Source organism: Nocardioides astragali (assembly GCF_024436375.1).
In the GTDB taxonomy this organism is placed as follows: Bacteria; Actinomycetota; Actinomycetes; order Propionibacteriales; family Nocardioidaceae; genus Nocardioides; species Nocardioides astragali.
The window spans coordinates 124,154-140,004 of sequence record NZ_JAFMZM010000008.1 but is presented as its reverse complement, the minus strand read 5'-3'; the positions used below and the strand labels follow the sequence as shown (position 1 = coordinate 140,004).

Annotated in this window: 12 protein-coding genes and 1 pseudogene; 3 read left to right on the top strand and 10 right to left on the bottom strand. The window is 71.1% G+C overall.

All coding sequences use genetic code 11. The features are described 5' to 3' along the window. The first annotated feature begins 141 nt into the window (after nt 1–141). The 3 genes and pseudogenes from J3P44_RS24075 (at nt 142) to J3P44_RS25860 (ending at nt 1,844) form a co-directional block, all read left to right on the top strand. Nucleotides 142–888: a class I SAM-dependent methyltransferase gene (locus J3P44_RS24075; RefSeq protein WP_255893055.1), complete on the top strand. Its 747-nt coding sequence runs from the start codon at nt 142–144 to the stop codon at nt 886–888. 92 nt (nt 889–980) lie between these two features. Further along, nucleotides 981–1,574, top strand: a pseudogene (locus tag J3P44_RS25705) (alpha/beta fold hydrolase); the annotation flags it as partial. Between the two features lie 6 nt (nt 1,575–1,580). Continuing rightward, the gene (locus J3P44_RS25860) at nt 1,581–1,844 is read left to right on the top strand and encodes a response regulator transcription factor (protein ID WP_372496705.1); all 264 of its coding nucleotides are present in this window, start codon (nt 1,581–1,583) and stop codon (nt 1,842–1,844) included. Between the two features lie 25 nt (nt 1,845–1,869). Here the strand turns inward: J3P44_RS25860 and J3P44_RS24065 are convergent, their stop codons facing one another. From J3P44_RS24065 to J3P44_RS24020, 10 genes are all read right to left on the bottom strand, one after another. Next, the gene (locus J3P44_RS24065; RefSeq protein WP_255893052.1) at nt 1,870–2,541 is read right to left on the bottom strand and encodes an SDR family oxidoreductase; all 672 of its coding nucleotides are present in this window, start codon (nt 2,539–2,541) and stop codon (nt 1,870–1,872) included. Nucleotides 2,542–2,548: 7 nt separating this feature from the next. Further along, the gene (locus J3P44_RS24060) at nt 2,549–4,537 is read right to left on the bottom strand and encodes a hydantoinase B/oxoprolinase family protein (protein ID WP_255893051.1); all 1,989 of its coding nucleotides are present in this window, start codon (nt 4,535–4,537) and stop codon (nt 2,549–2,551) included. Next, nucleotides 4,534–6,669, bottom strand: coding sequence for a hydantoinase/oxoprolinase family protein (locus tag J3P44_RS24055; RefSeq protein WP_255893050.1), 2,136 nt, complete (start codon nt 6,667–6,669; stop codon nt 4,534–4,536). The genes J3P44_RS24060 and J3P44_RS24055 overlap by 4 nt, the downstream gene beginning before the upstream one ends. A 577-nt stretch (nt 6,670–7,246) precedes the next feature. Continuing rightward, the gene (locus J3P44_RS24050; protein ID WP_255893049.1) at nt 7,247–8,203 is read right to left on the bottom strand and encodes a hypothetical protein; all 957 of its coding nucleotides are present in this window, start codon (nt 8,201–8,203) and stop codon (nt 7,247–7,249) included. Between the two features lie 190 nt (nt 8,204–8,393). Beyond that, nucleotides 8,394–9,800: an amidase gene (locus J3P44_RS24045; RefSeq protein ID WP_255893048.1), complete on the bottom strand. Its 1,407-nt coding sequence runs from the start codon at nt 9,798–9,800 to the stop codon at nt 8,394–8,396. Next, nucleotides 9,797–10,459, bottom strand: a complete 663-nt coding sequence (locus tag J3P44_RS24040) for an SRPBCC family protein (protein ID WP_255893047.1) — start codon at nt 10,457–10,459, stop codon at nt 9,797–9,799. Before J3P44_RS24040 ends, J3P44_RS24045 begins: the two co-directional genes overlap by 4 nt. Nucleotides 10,460–10,506: 47 nt before the next feature. Then, on the bottom strand, nt 10,507–12,942 hold the full coding sequence (cutA, locus tag J3P44_RS24035; RefSeq protein ID WP_255893046.1) for an aerobic carbon-monoxide dehydrogenase large subunit: 2,436 nt from the start codon (nt 12,940–12,942) through the stop codon (nt 10,507–10,509). Then, complete coding sequence (locus J3P44_RS24030; RefSeq protein ID WP_255893045.1) at nt 12,939–13,487, bottom strand: (2Fe-2S)-binding protein; 549 nt, start codon at nt 13,485–13,487, stop codon at nt 12,939–12,941. Before J3P44_RS24030 ends, cutA begins: the two co-directional genes overlap by 4 nt. Continuing rightward, nucleotides 13,487–14,347 (bottom strand): FAD binding domain-containing protein, encoded by an 861-nt coding sequence (locus J3P44_RS24025; protein WP_255893044.1) that lies wholly within the window; start codon nt 14,345–14,347, stop codon nt 13,487–13,489. Before J3P44_RS24025 ends, J3P44_RS24030 begins: the two co-directional genes overlap by 1 nt. Then, nucleotides 14,344–15,768: a uracil-xanthine permease family protein gene (locus J3P44_RS24020; RefSeq protein WP_255893043.1), complete on the bottom strand. Its 1,425-nt coding sequence runs from the start codon at nt 15,766–15,768 to the stop codon at nt 14,344–14,346. Before J3P44_RS24020 ends, J3P44_RS24025 begins: the two co-directional genes overlap by 4 nt. Nucleotides 15,769–15,851 lie beyond the last annotated feature (83 nt).

Below are 15,851 nucleotides of genomic sequence, written 5' to 3'. Positions count from 1 at the left end.
GCCGCCCGCGGACGTCCAGCGCCGGCGACCCAGCGATGGCCGGTCCGGGCCATGCGCCAGATGGCCGGTTCTCGCGATGCCTCGCCCCGCCCCTGACCGCTGGAATGGACCCTCAGCCGCTGTCGAGACGGAGTGAGGACCATGACCCACAAGAAGGCGACCAACCGTTCGGAGCCCTCGGGGCTCGCTGCCCTGTGGGAGCGCGTCGGCGCGGCGCTCTACGACCCCGTCCTGGCCAGGGGCGAGCGGCTCGGCATGGCCGAGCGGCGCGCCGCGCTCCTCAGCGAGGCACGTGGCCGGGTCCTCGAGATCGGTGCGGGCACCGGCCTCAACCTCGCCCACTACCCGGCGACCGTGGAGGAGCTCGTGCTGAGCGACCCGGTCCTGCCGATGGCCGATCGGTCGCGCGCCCGCGTCGCGGGGTCCGGCTTCCGCCACGGGTTGGAGGTGGTGGAGGCGCCGGCCGAGGAGCTGCCGTTCCCGACCGGGAGGTTCGACACCGTGGTCTCCACGATGGTCCTGTGCACGGTGGCGGATGTGGAGGCCGCGCTGTCGGAGGTCGCCCGGGTGCTCGCGCCGGGGGGACGACTCCTGTTCATCGAGCACGTGCACGCCGACGGGACCCGGCTCGGCCGCTGGCAGCTCCGGATGGCCGGCCCCTGGGAGTTCCTGGGACAGGGCTGCCGGTGCGACCGGGACCTGGTCCGCGCCATCGGCTCCCAGTTCGACGTCTGCGTCACGCGGACGGCGGAGTGGATCGGCATGCCGGCTCTGGTCCGGCCGCTCGTCATCGGCTCGGCAACCCCGGCGCGAGCAGCCCGGCACGGTTCCTGGGCACACCATGTGCGCGACCTCACCGACCGCGCGTTGGCGACACCGTCCCGCTGAACGCCCGCCCGCGCTGTCACCTCTCGTGCGGCAGATCCTCACTAGACTCGGTGAGTGCCGGACGATGAGCAGCAAGTACGCCACGCCGACGTGGCCGGTCGCTCGGTGGCGTGGACCGCGACGGCCCACCCCCGCGCTCGCTGGCCGAGGAGGTGGCGGTGCTGACTGGGCTGGTGGACGCGATCGGCCTGGACACGTTCGCGGTGTTCGGCGCGAGCTCCGGGGCTCCGGTGGCCGCCGGCACGGCGGCGGCGCTGCAGGCCGAGCGCCCCGGACGGGTGAGCGGTCTGGTCCTCTACGGCGGCTACGCGCGAGGCACGGACATCGCCTCCGCCGATGCGCGCAGGGCGATGCTCGACGTCGTACGAGGCCACTGGGCGCTCGGGTCACGCGTGCTGGCCGACGTCTTCATGCCGAGCGCCGGCGCGACGGAGCGCGATCACTTCGCGCGGCTCCAGCGCACCCTGGGGACACCCGAGGAGGCTGCGGTCCAGCTCCAGCACGTGTACGACCTCGACGCGCGCTCGGTCCTGATCGCCCTGGCCGCGATCCCCACGCTGGTTCTCCACCGCCGGGACGACCGGGCCATCCCGTTCGCGCTCGGCGAGGACCTCGCCGCCCACATCCCCCACGCGAAGCTCTTGGCACTGCCCGGCCTCGACCACTTCCCGTGGCTGGGTGACACGAGGTCCGTGGTCGACGCGACACTCGCACATCTGCGTGGCCAGGACGTCCTACAGGCAGCTCGTGGCGCTGGGTCGGAGGTAGCCCTCACCGCACGCGAGCTGGAGGTCCTGCGACTCGTCGCCGCCGGATTCACCGACACCGAGATCGCCGGTCAGCTGGTGCTCAGCGCGCACACCGTTCATCGGCACGTGTCCAACATCCGCATCAAGCTCGGCGTCACCTCACGGGCGGCCGCGGCAGTCTGGGCCGCGCAGCACGCCGGGCTGTGAGGGTCCGATTGCCGAGGTGCGACCTTCAGCCGCGTCCCAGGAGGCACTCGAGCGGCCGTGTGCCCACGGGCAGGCCGTGCTGGTCGTAGTAGGCGAACATGGCGCTCAGCCAGGGGTGGGTCTCCGGGTCCGGCACCTCGGTGACCGCCACGCCGGCCTCGTCGGCCAGCTCGCGGACCGTCGCGAGGCGGGTGGCGAGCTCGTACGTCGCGCCGCCGTGTCCGGCCTCGGTCAGCACCGCGGCGGCGGCACGGCCGAGGTCGGCGAGGTCGAGGAAGCCGAACGGGACGTCGAGGGAGTAGGGCACCTCGACGGGGCCGGAGAGATCGAGGTTCTGGAGGTAGGCGCCCGGCTGGAGGATGGTCCAGTCGAGACCGCTGCGCCGCACGAGGTCCTCGCTGCGTGCCTTGCCGAGGTGGTGCGGCATCGCGGGCGAGTAGGGCGCGGCCACCGAGTGGTAGACCACCCGACCGACGTCCGCACGTGTCAGCGCGGCGAGCACGGCGGAGACGTAGCCCGGCTCGTCCGGGTGCAGGTTGGGCGCGATGACGTAGGCCGCGTCGAAGCCGGAGAGGGCCGCGACGAGGTCGGTCCAGTCCGCGCGACCCAGCGGCACCGCGGTCGCGCCGCGTGCCGTGAGCGCCGCGACCACTGCCCGCCCGGTCTTGCCGTGGCCGCCGAGCACCGCGACGCGCACCGTCGGCTCAGATCCGGTCGACGTCCGCGGAGTCAGCACCGTCGGCCAGCGCGGCGTAGCCGGGACCGCGGTCGAAGAACGGGTCCTCGTCGCGGCTCCAGGCCGCGCGACCGGAGCGCTCGGCCGTGGTCGCGTCGGCGTCGAAGCCCAGGTCGCCGGCCTCGGTCGATCCGGTGAGCACGACGCCGTAGTCGCGCAGCGCGGCCTCGGCCGAGACCTTGCGCCACACCACGTCGCGCACGACGAGCTCGGGGTCGCGGGCCAGCGGGTCACCCCAGCCGCCGCCGCCCGTCGTACGGATGCGCACGACCTGGCCGGCCTTGATCCCCTCGGCGTCCGCGAGGGCGTCGACCTCGCGCTCGTCGGGGCCGCCCGGGTCGATGACGACCTGGAACGGCGAGCCGGCCTTGCCGCCGCGCACGCCCCAGCAGGCCAGGATCGAGCGGTCGGCGATGGACATGAAGTGGGCGTCCTTGAGCATCCGGATGTGCTTCTCGTAGCCGAGCCCGCCGCGGTACTGCCCCGCGCCGCCGGAGTCCTGCGCCAGTCCGAGGCGCTCGACGATGAACGGGAAGCGGGACTCGGTGAACTCGGTGGGCAGGTTGCGCGAGTCGGGCACCACGTGGATGGTGTCCTCCCCGTCGGCGTAGTAGCGACCGCCCGAGCCACCGCCGAGCACCTCGCGCATGAGGTAGTCGTTGCCGTCGAGGTCCTTGCCGTAGACGCCGGTGTAGCGGATGGTCTCCTGGTCGGCGGGCATCCGGCCGTCGACGGCCTTGGCCACGACGCCGGCGAGCACGCCGAGCAGCCGCAGGATCACGAACGTGCGGGCGTTGGTCGGGGCGGGGTGGATCGGCGTGAGCAGGGTGCCCTTCTTGGGGAAGCGCATCTCGATCAGCGGCACGATGCCCTCGTTGACGTCGAGCTCGGCCATCCGCTCCGGGGTGTCGGCGAGGTTGCGCAGGATCGGCGCGAGCCACTTCTTGAGGAAGTTGCCGCCGACGTAGTCACCGCAGTGGTTGATCGGCCCCTTGGCCTGCGCGCTGGTGCCGGTGAAGTCGATGATCAGCCGCGGTCCGGCCGGGCGGCCGTGCTCCGGGTCGGCCGGGGCGTCGCTGACCTTGGTCAGGGTGATCCGCTGGGTGTGCAGCTGGGGCTCGTCGACGCCGTCGTGCTCGGCGTAGTCCTCCCAGACGTAGGTGCCGTCGGGGATCTTGGACAGGATCTCGCGGCGGTAGGTCTCGGTGGTCGCGTCGAGGATCGCGTCGAAGGCGGCCTCGATCGAGTCGCGGCCGTAGCGCTCGAACAGCTCCCCGAGGCGGCGCGCGCCCATCAGGCAGGCGGAGCACTCGGCGTCGAGGTCGGCGGCCAGGCTGTCGGGCATGCGTGAGTTGCGGGTCATGATCCGCAGCGCCGACCTGTTGGGGACGCCTTGGTCCCACAGCTTGATCGGCGGGACCGCCAGCCCCTCCTCGTAGACGGTCGTGGCGTTGCTGGGCATCGAGCCCGGCACGGCGCCGCCGATGTCGTCGTGGTGGCCGAAGGCCTGCACGAAGGCCACGACCTGACCGTCGTGGAACACCGGCACCGTGACGCAGAGGTCGGGCAGGTGGCCGATGCCGCCCTCGGACTCGTAGACGTCGTTGTGGAAGAAGACGTCGCCCTCGCGCATCTCCGCGATCGGGTAGTCGCGCACGATGGGGTGCACCAGTGCGCTGTAGGAGCGGCCGGTCAGCTTGCGCAGCTGGCGATCGTGGATGCCGGCGCGGAAGTCGTGCGCGTCGCGGATCATCGGCGAGCGGCTGGTCCGGCCGATGGCGGTCTCCACCTCCATCTCGACGCTGGCCAGCGTGCCCTGCACGATCTCGACGAGGATCGGATCCACGGTCGTGCCCTCGGCCGTCAGGCGCCCGCCGTGCTCGTACGACGTGGGCAGGCCGGCCGGGTTGACCGGCCTCGCGGTGACGTACGCCGGGTCGACTGCGCTGCTGCTCATCGGGCGTCCTCCTGGGTCTTGCGGATCACGAGGTTGGCCCAGTCGTCGACCACGACCTCGAAGCCGGGGTGGACCGGGATGGTGGAGCCGAACTCCTCGACGATGGCCGGACCGGTGAAGGTGTCACCGGCACCGAGAGCGCTGCGGTCGAGGACGTCGGTGGTCACGTAGCCCTGCTCGGCGTCGAAGCAGACCTCGCGCTGGGTGCGGACCGCCCGCTCGCGCAGGTCGCCTTCGGCCTTCTCGAGGGTCGGGATCTCCGGCCGGGTGATCGGGCCGATGCCGGTGACCCGCAGGTTGACCCACTCGACCTGCTGGTCCGGGTCGCCGCGGAAGTCGTAGCCGTAGAGCTGGCGGTGGTCGGTGTGGAAGGCGTCGGCCACCTGCTCGACGTACGCCGCGTCCACGGGGCCGTCGGGAGCGGCGACGCGCACCTCGTACGCCTGACCGACGTACCTGACGTCGATGGTCCGCTGGAAGCGGTGCTCGGCGGGGGCGAAGCCCTCCTTGTCGAGAGCCCCGCGGGCCCGCTCGGTGAGGGTGTCGAGGATCGTCTGCACCTGTGCGTGGTCGAGCGCGGACTCCTTGGCGACGTGGGTCTGGACGTAGTCGTTCTTGACGTCGACGGTCAGCAGGCCGAACGCGCTCACGTTGCCCGGGTTGGGAGGTACGACGACACCGGCGAGGTCGAGGATGTCGACGAGCCGGCAGGCCAGCAGCGAGCCGGAGCCGCCGAACGTCGTCAGCATGAAGTCGCGGACGTCGAGCCCGCGCTTGACGCTGACCTGGCGCAACGCGTTGGCCTGGTTCCAGGCGGAGATCTCCAGGATGCCGGTGGCGCACTTCTCGAAGCCGAGGCCGAGGTCGTCGGCGAGGGCGGCGATGCCCGTGCGGGCGGCGTCGACGTCGAGGGGGATCTCGCCGCCGAGGAGGTGGGGCGGGATCCGGCCGAGCGTGACGTGGGCGTCGGTGATCGTCGGCTGGGTGCCGCCCTTGCCGTAGCAGAGCGGCCCGGGGTCGGCGCCGGCCGAGTGCGGACCCACCTTGAGGGTCCCTTCCGGGGACAGCCAGGCGATCGAGCCACCGCCGGCACCGACGGTGACCACGTCGATCATCGGGATCTTGCTCGGGTAGGCGCCGACCGTGCCCTCCGTGGTCAGGGTCGGCTCGCCGTCGAGGACCACCGAGACGTCGGTCGACGTGCCGCCTCCGTCGCAGGTGAGGATCCTAGGGAAGCCGGCGACCTTGGCGATCAGCGCGGCGCCGAGCGCACCTGCGGCCGGACCGGACAGCACGGTGGTGATCGGCTGGTGAACGACCTCGTCGGCCGAGAGCACGCCGCCGTTGGACTTCATCACGTAGAAGGGCATCGGCCCACGGTCGTTGCGGGCAGCGCCGGTGCTGTGCCCATCTCTGAAGGCATGGAGCCGGTCCTGGATGTTGGTGACGTAGCGGCTCACGTTGGGCTTCACCGCGGCGTCGACGAGCGTGGTCATCGCGCGCTCGTACTCGCGGTACTCGCGCAGCACCTCGCTGGAGATCGAGACGATCGCCTCGGGGTGCTCGCGCCGCAGGATGTCGCGCATCCGCAGCTCGTGCCCGTCGTTGGCGTAGGCGTGCAGCAGGCAGACACCGATCGTGGAGATCCCCTGGTCCCTGAACCACCGGGCGGCCGCGACGGCCGCGTCCTCGTCGAAGGTACGGATCTCCGCGCCGGTGAAGTCGAGCCGGCCGCCGACGGTGCGCACCCGGTCGGCCGGCACGATCCGGTCGGGCTTGACCCAGAAGTAGGAGTTGCCGTAGCCGTCCGGCACCGACTGCCGGGCGATCTCCAGCATGAACTCGTAGCCCTCGGTGGTGATGAACCCGAGCGCCTCGACCTTGCCCTCGAGGAGCTTGTTGGTCGCCACGGTCGTGCCGTGCGAGACGGCGGTGATGTCGCTGCCCCCGGCGCCGACGATGCCCAGGATCTTCTCGATCCCCGCGATGAACCCGTCGGCCGGGTTGCCCGGGGTGCTCGGCGTCTTGGTCGTGACCAGCTCCCCCGAGTCCTCGTCGAAGGCCACGACATCGGTGAACGTGCCACCGGTGTCGATGCCGATCCTGATCCGCCGGTGCGCCTGGTCCGCCATGGGCACGATTCAACCGAGGTCAGCGCGTCGATGGCGACGGCAGGGATTGCCGACGAACTGCCCAACCTTCGGCAAGACATGCCTAGGCGCTCTGACGCCGGAAAGAGACGAAGGGCCCTCGACGGTATGAGCGTCAAGGGCCCTTCGCTCGATGTCCGGGCCGCCGAAGCGTCCCGGTCATCGGGTTGACCGGTCCAGTGATGCTTCCGGTCGATGGCTCTCTCTGTCAGGTCCCAGTCACCGCATCACCCGGCGTCTGCGACTCGTCCCCAGCGGACTGGTTCTGAGTCGTGCGGACCCTCCTTCCGGAGCCATCCCGCTTCCCCTTGCGGGGCTGCGTAGGAGAGTTCTATGCCCGTGCCGAGCACTCGCACAAGGGCTTTCGGCAAACCTTTTCCACATACTTCGGGTTCCGGCGCGTCGTCCCCAGCCGGACCCCGGTTCATCCCCAGCTCCGCCGTACTTCTCCACACGTCTGTCCACAGGTGAGATCCGGAGATGGGCCGGCCACTCCGGTTTGGGCGGTGAGCCAGCAACCGAACGCCGTACAAGTGCGGTTGCTGAGACACCGCCCATCTCAGGCTGTACGCCGCCGCGAGCGGCGCGGCAGATCGGGCATGGCGCTCACGCGGCTGAAGACGCGCAGCCAGTCTGCGTCCAGCTTCGGTGTCGGACCTTCGTAGCCGGCCGCCACGAGTTCGCGATACACCGTGCCGATGAGGGATCGCGGCCGACCGAGCAGCTCCTTGGTGACCTGGACGTACGTCACCCCAGCACGTCGCAGATCGGCGTACCGACCGATGTCACCGACGTAGACCGCGCGTTCTTGCTGGTGCTGCGATCCCTCGTACTCGACCCCCACCCTGAACAGACGGTAGTAGAGGTCGAGGAGGTACGGCAGCGCACCCGTCGGGTCGAAGGGCTGGTTGACCTCAGGTTCGGGGAGACCCGAGAAGCCCAGCAGGATGCGCATCTCCGACTCAGGCACGGAACGGGCACCGGCGTCGAGGTGCTGCAGGATCCAACGAGCCTCCACAGCGCCGTCGCGCCACGGCTCCCGTTCAGCCAGCACGAGGAGGTCGTACGGATCCAGGTGGCCGCGGTGCAACAACCAGTCCCCTACCTTGACGGCGTCGATGACCCGTGCGGTGGCGCAGTAGGCGACGAAGGAAGCCGCCACGTCGACGCACGTGTCGTCGGCGGGTGGCATGAGAACTGTCCGATGGAGGAAGACCCCGGCTGGCACCAGGTGGAGGTCCCCCTCCACGACGAAGTGCAGCGGCTCGCGCGGGCCGTAGTCGAGTCCCAGCTGTTGGAGCCGGGTGATGCCGGTGGTCCGCGCGCCGGCCGGCAGCGCGAGACGGGCCGCGTCGATGGCGCGCGTCTGCGTCATGACCAAGCCGACCCACCGGTACACGCCGGCGTGGACTCGTACGAATCGCTTGCCTTGCAGCATCCGCGAGCTGACCCCGGCCGCGATCGCCTCTGCGCGCGTGAACGGGCGCGACCTCAGCTCCTCCGGGATCTCTCGCACGCTCGATCCGACCGTGGGAGGTGGGGTGGGTGCGACCCCCGCTGCTCAATCTGTGGAGAAGCATCCCGAAGCGTACGAGCGGTGAGCCAACAACCGAATCCGCCGCCCAGAAGGTTGCTCAGCCACCGCCCAACGGACCGGGCCCTAGGAGCGGTGAGCCAGCAACCGAATCCGCTGGGAGAAAGGTTGCTCAGCCACCGCTCGATGCGGCGAGGAGGGCCTCGACGGCCGCGGCGACCTCGAGGAGCGCACGGTCCGCGCCGTGCCGGGCGACGAGCTGGATGCCGACCGGGAGGCCGTCGGCGGTGGTGCCGGCGGGCACTGAGATGGCCGGGCAGCCGGTCACGGTGATGAAGTACGCCGATCGCATCCACGCGAGGTAGTCGGGCATCTCCTGGCCGTTGATCGACTCGGGGAACTCCTGCTCGACCGGGAAGGGCGGCACCTGAGAGGTGGGCAGCAGCAGCACGTCGTGGTCGCCGAAGAACAGACGCATCGTCTCCGACAGCGCCGTCCGCTGCGTGTACGCCCGGGCCACGTCGGCGCCGGTGAGGGACTCCCCTGCCCGGATGTTGGCCTCCAGCGACGGTTTGAAGGAGCTCGGGTGCTCGGCCAGGAGCGGCCCGAGCTTCGCCTGGAAGTGCCACGCCCGCAGCGTGCGGAAGGTGTCGTCGGCCAGGGACAGGTCGGGGTGGGCCTCGGTGACGGCGGCACCGGCGTCGGACAGCCGGGCGGCGCTCGCACGTACGAGGTCCGCGACCTCGTGGTCGACGACCAGCGCGCCCCCGAGGTCCACCGAGCACGCCACCCGGAGCCCGGCGAGCGACGACGGCGCAAGCGGCGGCGCGAAGGCCGCCCCTGGATCGCCGAGCGCCTGGGGCGCGCGCGCATCCGGGCCGGCGAGGACGGACAGCAGCAGCGCTAGGTCGCCCACGTTGCGCGCCAGCGGTCCGCTGACGGACGTGGTCTCCCACTGGTTGTAGAGCGGCCACTCCGGGACCCGCCCCAGCGACGGCCGCATGCCCACCACCCCGCAGAACGACGCCGGGTTGCGCAGCGAGCCACCCATGTCCGAGCCGTCGGCCAGGGGCACCATCCCAGCGGCCAGCGCACACGCCGCACCCCCGCTGGAGCCGCCGGCGGACCGCGTCGGGTCGACCGGGTTGCGGGTGACGCCGAAGACTGTGTTGAAGGTGTGCGACCCGGCTGCGAACTCCGGCACGTTGGTCTTGCCGACGAACACCGCGCCCGCCCGGTGGATCCGCTCGACGAGCAGGTCGTCGTGGTCGGCCACCCAGTCGGCGTGGATCGGCGAGCCGTACGTCGTGCGCCAGCCCTTCAGCGCGTGGGTGTCCTTCACCGCGAACGGCAGGCCGTGCAGGGGACCGACGAACGCGCCCGACGCGTATGCCTGGTCGGCGTCTGCTGCGGCCTCGCGGGCGCGCTCCTCGTCGAGCGAGACGATCGCGTTGAGCTCCGGGTTGCGCTCGGCGATCCGGGACAGGTGCAGGTCGAGCAGCTCCCGCGCCGAGATGTCACCCCCGCGCACGGCGGCGGCCTGGGCGCGTGCGGTCGATTCGACGCTCAGGTCAGTCATCGGCGACGACCGAAGATCCCGCCCACGATGACGCCGAGCACCACCAGCCCCGCGCCGACGGCCACGCCGGTGAGGAACTCCTGGCGCGAGCCGGCCGCGGGGGCGGCCGGGGCGGTGAAGACCTGCCCTGCCACCGGGCCTCGTGACGGGCGCTGCGCGCCCTCCTCGACCAGCGGTGCGCGCTGCGCGCCCTCCTCGACCAGCGCAGCGGGAGCCGCGCCACCTCCGGCCAGCACCGCGTCGACGTTGCCGAAGAACTCCGCGGCCATCCGGCGCGAGACCGAGGTGAGCATCCGCTGCCCGACGCCACCGATCATCCCGCCGACGATCGCGTCGGCGTCGTAGGAGATCCGCGTCGACGACCCCTCCGGAAGGAAGCGGACCTGCACCGTCGCGCCGATCGTGCCGGGCGCACCGGCTCCGTCGAGCTTCATCACGAGCGACTCGTGCTCGACCAGGTCCCGCAGCTCGCACGACCCGGCGTAGGTGCCCTTGATCGAGGCGACCCCCGCTGTCACGGTCATGGCGTACGCGTTGTCGCCGGTCGCCTCCAGCCGCTCGCAGCCCGGGATGGTGCGGACGAGCACGGCGGGGTCGAGCAGGGCGTCCCACGCCTGCTCGACGGGCGCCGCGAGGACGTTCTCGCCGGTGAACTTCATGTCTTCTCCTGTGAGCTCGGTTTCGTGACGCTCGCTGCGCGAGCTCCTCAACCAGCGGTGGTGGTGGCGGCTTCGGCGGCTTCGGCGGGGTCGTCGGCGTGCGCGAGGCGCAGCGCGTACAGCTCGGACGGCGAGATGGGCATCGCCGTGATCGGGAAGCCCTCGGCGTCCTCGATCGCGGCCGCGAAGACCGCGGCCGACGGGATCACGCCCGCCTCGCCGGCGCCCTTGATGCCGAGCGGGTTGAGCGGAGAGGGCGTCTCGAGGTGGTCGATGTCGATCGTGGTCGGCACCTCGGTGACGTAGGGCATCAGGAAGTCCATGAAGGACGCGTTGAGCAGCTGCCCCGACTCGTCGTAGACCATCCGCTCGTAGAGCGCGCCACCCACTCCCTGCGCGACGCCGCCGTGGATCTGGCCCTCGACGATCATCGGGTTGATCAGGTGGCCGCAGTCGTGCACGACGGCGTACTTGAGGATGGTGATCTCGGCGGTGTCGGGGTCGGTCTCCACGATCACCGCGTGCATGCCGTTGGCGAAGGTCGAGCGCTGGGGCGAGTAGAAGTCCTTGCCCTCCAGGCCCGGCTCGTCGTCCTCGGCGACCGGGGGCCTGCCCGGGTCACCGACGGAGAACTGGGTGGCGGCCTTGGACGCCTCGTCGAAGGCGTAGCGCAGCGGGTTGGACAGCACGGCGACCGTGCCGAGGTCGATCCGGGTCCCGGGCGAGGCGTCGGTGCCGCGCACCGAGACCACCCCGTCCACGATCTCCAGGTCGGACTCGTCGGCCTCCAGCGCCTCGGCCGCGATCCGCAGCGCCTTCTCCTTGGCGCGCAGCGAGGCCAGGTGGATCGCCGACCCGCTCATGACGGCCGCGCGCGACGCGAACGTGCCGACGGCGTACGGCATCTTGCGGGTGTCGCCGGTGGTGATCTCGACGTCCTCGAACCGCACGCCGAGGGTGTCGGCGACGATCTGCGCGAACGCGGTCTGGTGCCCCTGGCCCTGCGTGGTCAGGCCGGTGGCGACCTTGACCTTGCCGGAGGTCTCGATGTGGACGTGGGCACCTTCGTAGGGGCCGACGCCGGTGCCCTCGACGTAGCAGGCCAGGCCGATGCCGACCCGCCGTCCCTGCGCCGCCATCTCGGCACGGAACTGCTCGAACTCGTCCCAGCCGACCAGCTCCTTGAGCTTGGCCAGCGAGGCCGGGTAGTCGCCGGAGTCGTAGGTCAGCTCGCGGCCGTCCTGGAACACCAGTCCGTGCTCGTAGGGGAACTCGTCGGGCTGGATGAAGTTGGTGCTGCGGACCTCGGTGCGGTCCTTGCCGAGGTAGGCCGCGATCGCGTCCATCGTCCGCTCCATCACGAAGCAGCCCTGCGGCCGCCCGGCCCCGCGGTAGGGGGTGACCATGACCGTGTTGGTGTAGAGCGACTCGAAGACGACGCGGTAGTTGAGCGGCTTGTAGGGGCCGAGGAGCTGGGTCGAGGTGATGATCGGGACGATCAGGCCGTAGGGCGTGTAGGCGCCGTGGTCGTGCCAGAACTCGACGTTGAGCCCGAGCAGGCGACCGTCGTCGTCGAAGCCGACCTCGACGTGGTGCTGCTGCGCCCGCTCGTGCGCCGAGGAGATGAAGTGCTCGCGGCGGTCTTCGGTGAACTTCACCGGACGGCCCAGGGTCATCGCGGCGAGCGGCACCAGCAGCTCCTCGGGCCACGGGTGGTTGATCTTCACGCCGAAGCCCCCACCCACGTCGGGGGTGATGACGTCGACCCTGGCCAGGTCGAGGCCGAGCTTGGCGGCGACGCACCCGCGCACGCCCGTGGACGTCTGGGTCGACGACCACACGGTCAGCCGGCTTGTGTCGGGGTCCCAGCGCGCGACGGTGCCGCGTCCCTCCATGGGCGTGCAGGCGGACCGCTCGATGTCGAGGTCGAGGGTCAGGGTGTGCGGCGCGTCGGCGATCGCGGCGCGCGCGTCGCCGTTCTCCTGCTCCATCCGCGCCCCGACGTTGCCGGGTACGTCGTCGTGCACCAGGCGCTGCGCGGCGCGAGCCGCGTCGATCCCGACGACCGGCTCGAGGTAGTCGTAGTCGACGCGGATCCGCGACACCGCGTCCTCGGCGACGTAGCGGTCGACGGCGACCACGAAGGCGATCGCCTCGCCGACGTAGTTGACCTCGTCCTTCGCGAGGGCGTACTGCGTGCGGCCGTGGGTGAGCGTCGGGTGCGGGATGAGCAGCGGCAGCGGCTCGGCCATCGGCCCGGTCAGGTCGTCGTAGGTCCAGACGGCGAGCACACCGTCGAGGTCGAGCACGTCGGAGACGTCGATGTCGGTGATGCGCGCGTGCGCGTGGGGTGAGCGCAGCACCGCGGAGTGGAGCAGGCGCGGGTCGTCGTGGAGCAGGTCGTCGACGTAGCGGCCCTGTCCACGCAGGAACCGCTGGTCCTCCACGCGAGCGACCTTGGTGCCGAAGAGCTTGGTGGTCATGCGTCCTCCAAGTTTTCGGTCCCTGAGGAGGTCGCCCCGCGACCGTCACGAAGGGCGGCCGCGCGCAGCACCGACTTCACGATGTTCTGGTAGCCCGTGCAGCGGCAGAGGTTGCCGGCGATCATCTCGCGCGCCTCGTCCTCGGACGGGTCCGGGTTGTCACGCAGCCCGGCGGTGATGGTGGTCAGGAAGCCGGGTGTGCAGAAGCCGCACTGGAGGCCGTGGCAGTCCGAGAACGCCTGCTGGACCGGGCTCAACCGGCCCTCCGGCGAGCCGTCGGCCTCGGTGAGCCCTTCCACCGTGGTGATCTCGGCGTCCACGGCGGAGACCGCGAGCATGAGGCACGAGCGCATCGGCCTGCCGCCGACCAGGACCGTGCAGGCGCCGCAGACCCCGTGCTCGCAGCCGACGTGGGTGCCAGTCAGCCCGCAGTCGTGGCGCAGCGCGTCGGAGAGCAGGCGCCGCGCGGGCACCTGCACCTCGTGGACGGATCCGTTGACGTGGAGGCGGACGTCGTGGACCTCCTCCCCGGCGGCGTTGCTCATCAGGTCGTCACCTTCCGTGCCCGGGACCGGGCGTGGTCGATCGCGGCTGCCAGCACGCGGGTGGTCAGCACCTTCACCAGGTGGGCGCGGTATTCGGCGGAGGCGTGGATGTCGTCGGCGGGCTCCAGCTCGGCCAGGGCGGCCGCGGCCGGGTCGGCGCGGTCGTTCACGGCCTCGGTCACGTCGACGACCGTGGGAATGTCGCTCACCGACACGAAGCCCAGGCGGGCACCGGTGATCTCGTCGCCATCGAGCTGAACTAGTGCCGCGACCCCGACCAGCGCGTAGTCGCCGTGGCGGCGCGCGATCTCCTCGAACGCCACCCCGGCACCGGCCGCCAGGGCCGGGAAGAACGCCTCGACGGCGATCTCGTCGTGGGCCAGGGTCGACTCGAGGGGGCCGGCGAACAGCTCCGCCGCCGGGATCGTACGACGACCGCGCACCGACGCGACGTCCACCGACCCCTCCAGGAGTCGCAGGACCATCGGCATCTCCGCTGCGGCGTCGGCGTGCACCAGGGAGCCCACGGTGGTCCCGCGGTTGCGGATCGTCGGATGGGCCACGTGGCTCAGCGCCATCGCGAGCAACGGCTGGGTCTCGGCCGCCTCGGCCGACGCGAGGACCTCGGCGTGGCGGGCGAGGGCCCCGATCCGGACCCCGGCCTCATCGATGTCGATGTGGCCGAGGTCCGGCACGGCGTTGATGTCGACGAGCATCGACGGGGCTGCCAGACGCATGGACAACAGCGGGACCAGGGACTGACCGCCGGCCAGCACCTTCGCCCCCTGCTCCCCCGCGAGCGCCGCGAGGGCCTCCTCGAGGGTGGACGGGCGCAGGAAGGCGAAGGGTGCGGGCTTCATCGCGGGGTGGAGCCTCCCGAGGCGGCGTCGTCGACGCCCTCGTCGTAGTCCGGGTGGCTCGTGTGGCGGGTCACGCTGCCGGCGCCCTCGCCGGCGCGGCCCTTGACCATGTGGAAGAACGCGATGACCAGGATCGTGCCGAGGGCGATGCCGCCGAGCTCGAAGTCGTCACCGAAGGTCAGGGTCACGCCACCGATGCCGGCGATCAGGCCGGCCGCCAGGCCGACCATGTTGATCGGGTTGCCGAAGTCGACGTTGTTCTCGACCCAGATCTTGGCTCCCACGAGACCGATCATCCCGTAGAGCACGACCGTGATGCCCCCGAGCACCCCACCCGGCGTTGCATTGACGATCGCGCCGAACTTCGGGCACAGACCCAGCAGGATGGCGACGGCCGCGGCGACGTAGTAGGCAGCGGTGCTGTAGACGCGCGTCGCGCCCATGACGCCGATGTTCTCGGCGTACGTCGTGGTCGGGGAGCCGCCGAATGCGCTCGCGAACGCGGTCGCGAGGCCGTCGGCCCCGATGGCGCGGCCCATGTAGGGGTCGAGGTCCTGGCCGCTCATCTCGGCGACCGCCTTGACGTGACCGGTGTTCTCGGCGACGAGCGCGATCACACCGGGCAGCACGAGCAGGATCGCGGTCAGTGAGAACGACGGGCCGTGGACCACGGAGACGCCGTCGGCCAGCGTGCCGCTCGGGAGGCCGATCCAGCTGGCGGCCTCCACCCCGGCCCAGGAGACGCGGTCGTGCTCGGTCGCCTCGGTGGCGCCGCCCAGCACGGAGGTGATGGGACCGAACACAAGGTCGGCGACCCAGGACAGCAGGTAGCCGAAGATCAGCGCCAGGAAGACCGCGATCCGCGACCAGAAGCCGGGGAGCATGACGGCGGCGAACACCATGAACGCCGCGGTGAGCAGGGCGATCCACTGGTCCTGCGGCCAGTAGATGCCGGCCACCACGGGCGCGAGGTTGAAGCCGATGAGCATGACCACGGCCCCGGTCACTGCCGGGGGCAGGATCCGGTGGATGAGCTGGGAGCCAGCGAAGTGGACCAGCACGCCGACGGCGGCGAGCACGAGGCCGCCGACCAGGATCGCGCCGGTGACGTAGGAGGAGTCGTTGCCCTCGTCGAGCGCGCGGATGGCCGCGACGGAGGCGACGAAGGACGCGCTGGTGCCGAGGTAGCTGGGCACCTTGTTCTGCACGATCAGCAGGAACAGGATGGTGCAGAACCCCGAGAACATGATGGCGAGGTTGGGGTCGAGTCCCATGACGAGCGGGAACACGAAGGTGGCGCCGAACATGGCGACCACGTGCTGGGCACCGAGCCCGATCGTCTTGCCCCACGGCAGTCGCTGGTGGGGGGCCACCGCCTCGCCCGGGGCGGGATCGACCACTTCCCACTTGAACATCGACATGTGCAGGCCTCCAGTTCTCGCAGGGGGTGGGTACCCGAGAAACCACAAACTAGTGCGCCACATCACACACCCTCACTGGCGAC

Bases quoted from the DNA above. Each gene is read 5' to 3' on its own strand.
- J3P44_RS24075 (WP_255893055.1), top strand. From the start codon at position 142: ATGACCCACAAGAAGGCGACCAACCGTTCGGAGCCCTCGGGGCTCGCT.
- J3P44_RS24060 (WP_255893051.1), bottom strand. From the start codon at position 4,537: ATGAGCAGCAGCGCAGTCGACCCGGCGTACGTCACCGCGAGGCCGGTC.
- J3P44_RS24055 (WP_255893050.1), bottom strand. From the start codon at position 6,669: ATGGCGGACCAGGCGCACCGGCGGATCAGGATCGGCATCGACACCGGT.
- J3P44_RS24045 (WP_255893048.1), bottom strand. From the start codon at position 9,800: ATGACTGACCTGAGCGTCGAATCGACCGCACGCGCCCAGGCCGCCGCC.
- J3P44_RS24040 (WP_255893047.1), bottom strand. From the start codon at position 10,459: ATGAAGTTCACCGGCGAGAACGTCCTCGCGGCGCCCGTCGAGCAGGCG.
- cutA (WP_255893046.1), bottom strand. From the start codon at position 12,942: ATGACCACCAAGCTCTTCGGCACCAAGGTCGCTCGCGTGGAGGACCAG.
- J3P44_RS24030 (WP_255893045.1), bottom strand. From the start codon at position 13,487: ATGAGCAACGCCGCCGGGGAGGAGGTCCACGACGTCCGCCTCCACGTC.
- J3P44_RS24025 (WP_255893044.1), bottom strand. From the start codon at position 14,347: ATGAAGCCCGCACCCTTCGCCTTCCTGCGCCCGTCCACCCTCGAGGAG.
- J3P44_RS24020 (WP_255893043.1), bottom strand. From the start codon at position 15,768: ATGTCGATGTTCAAGTGGGAAGTGGTCGATCCCGCCCCGGGCGAGGCG.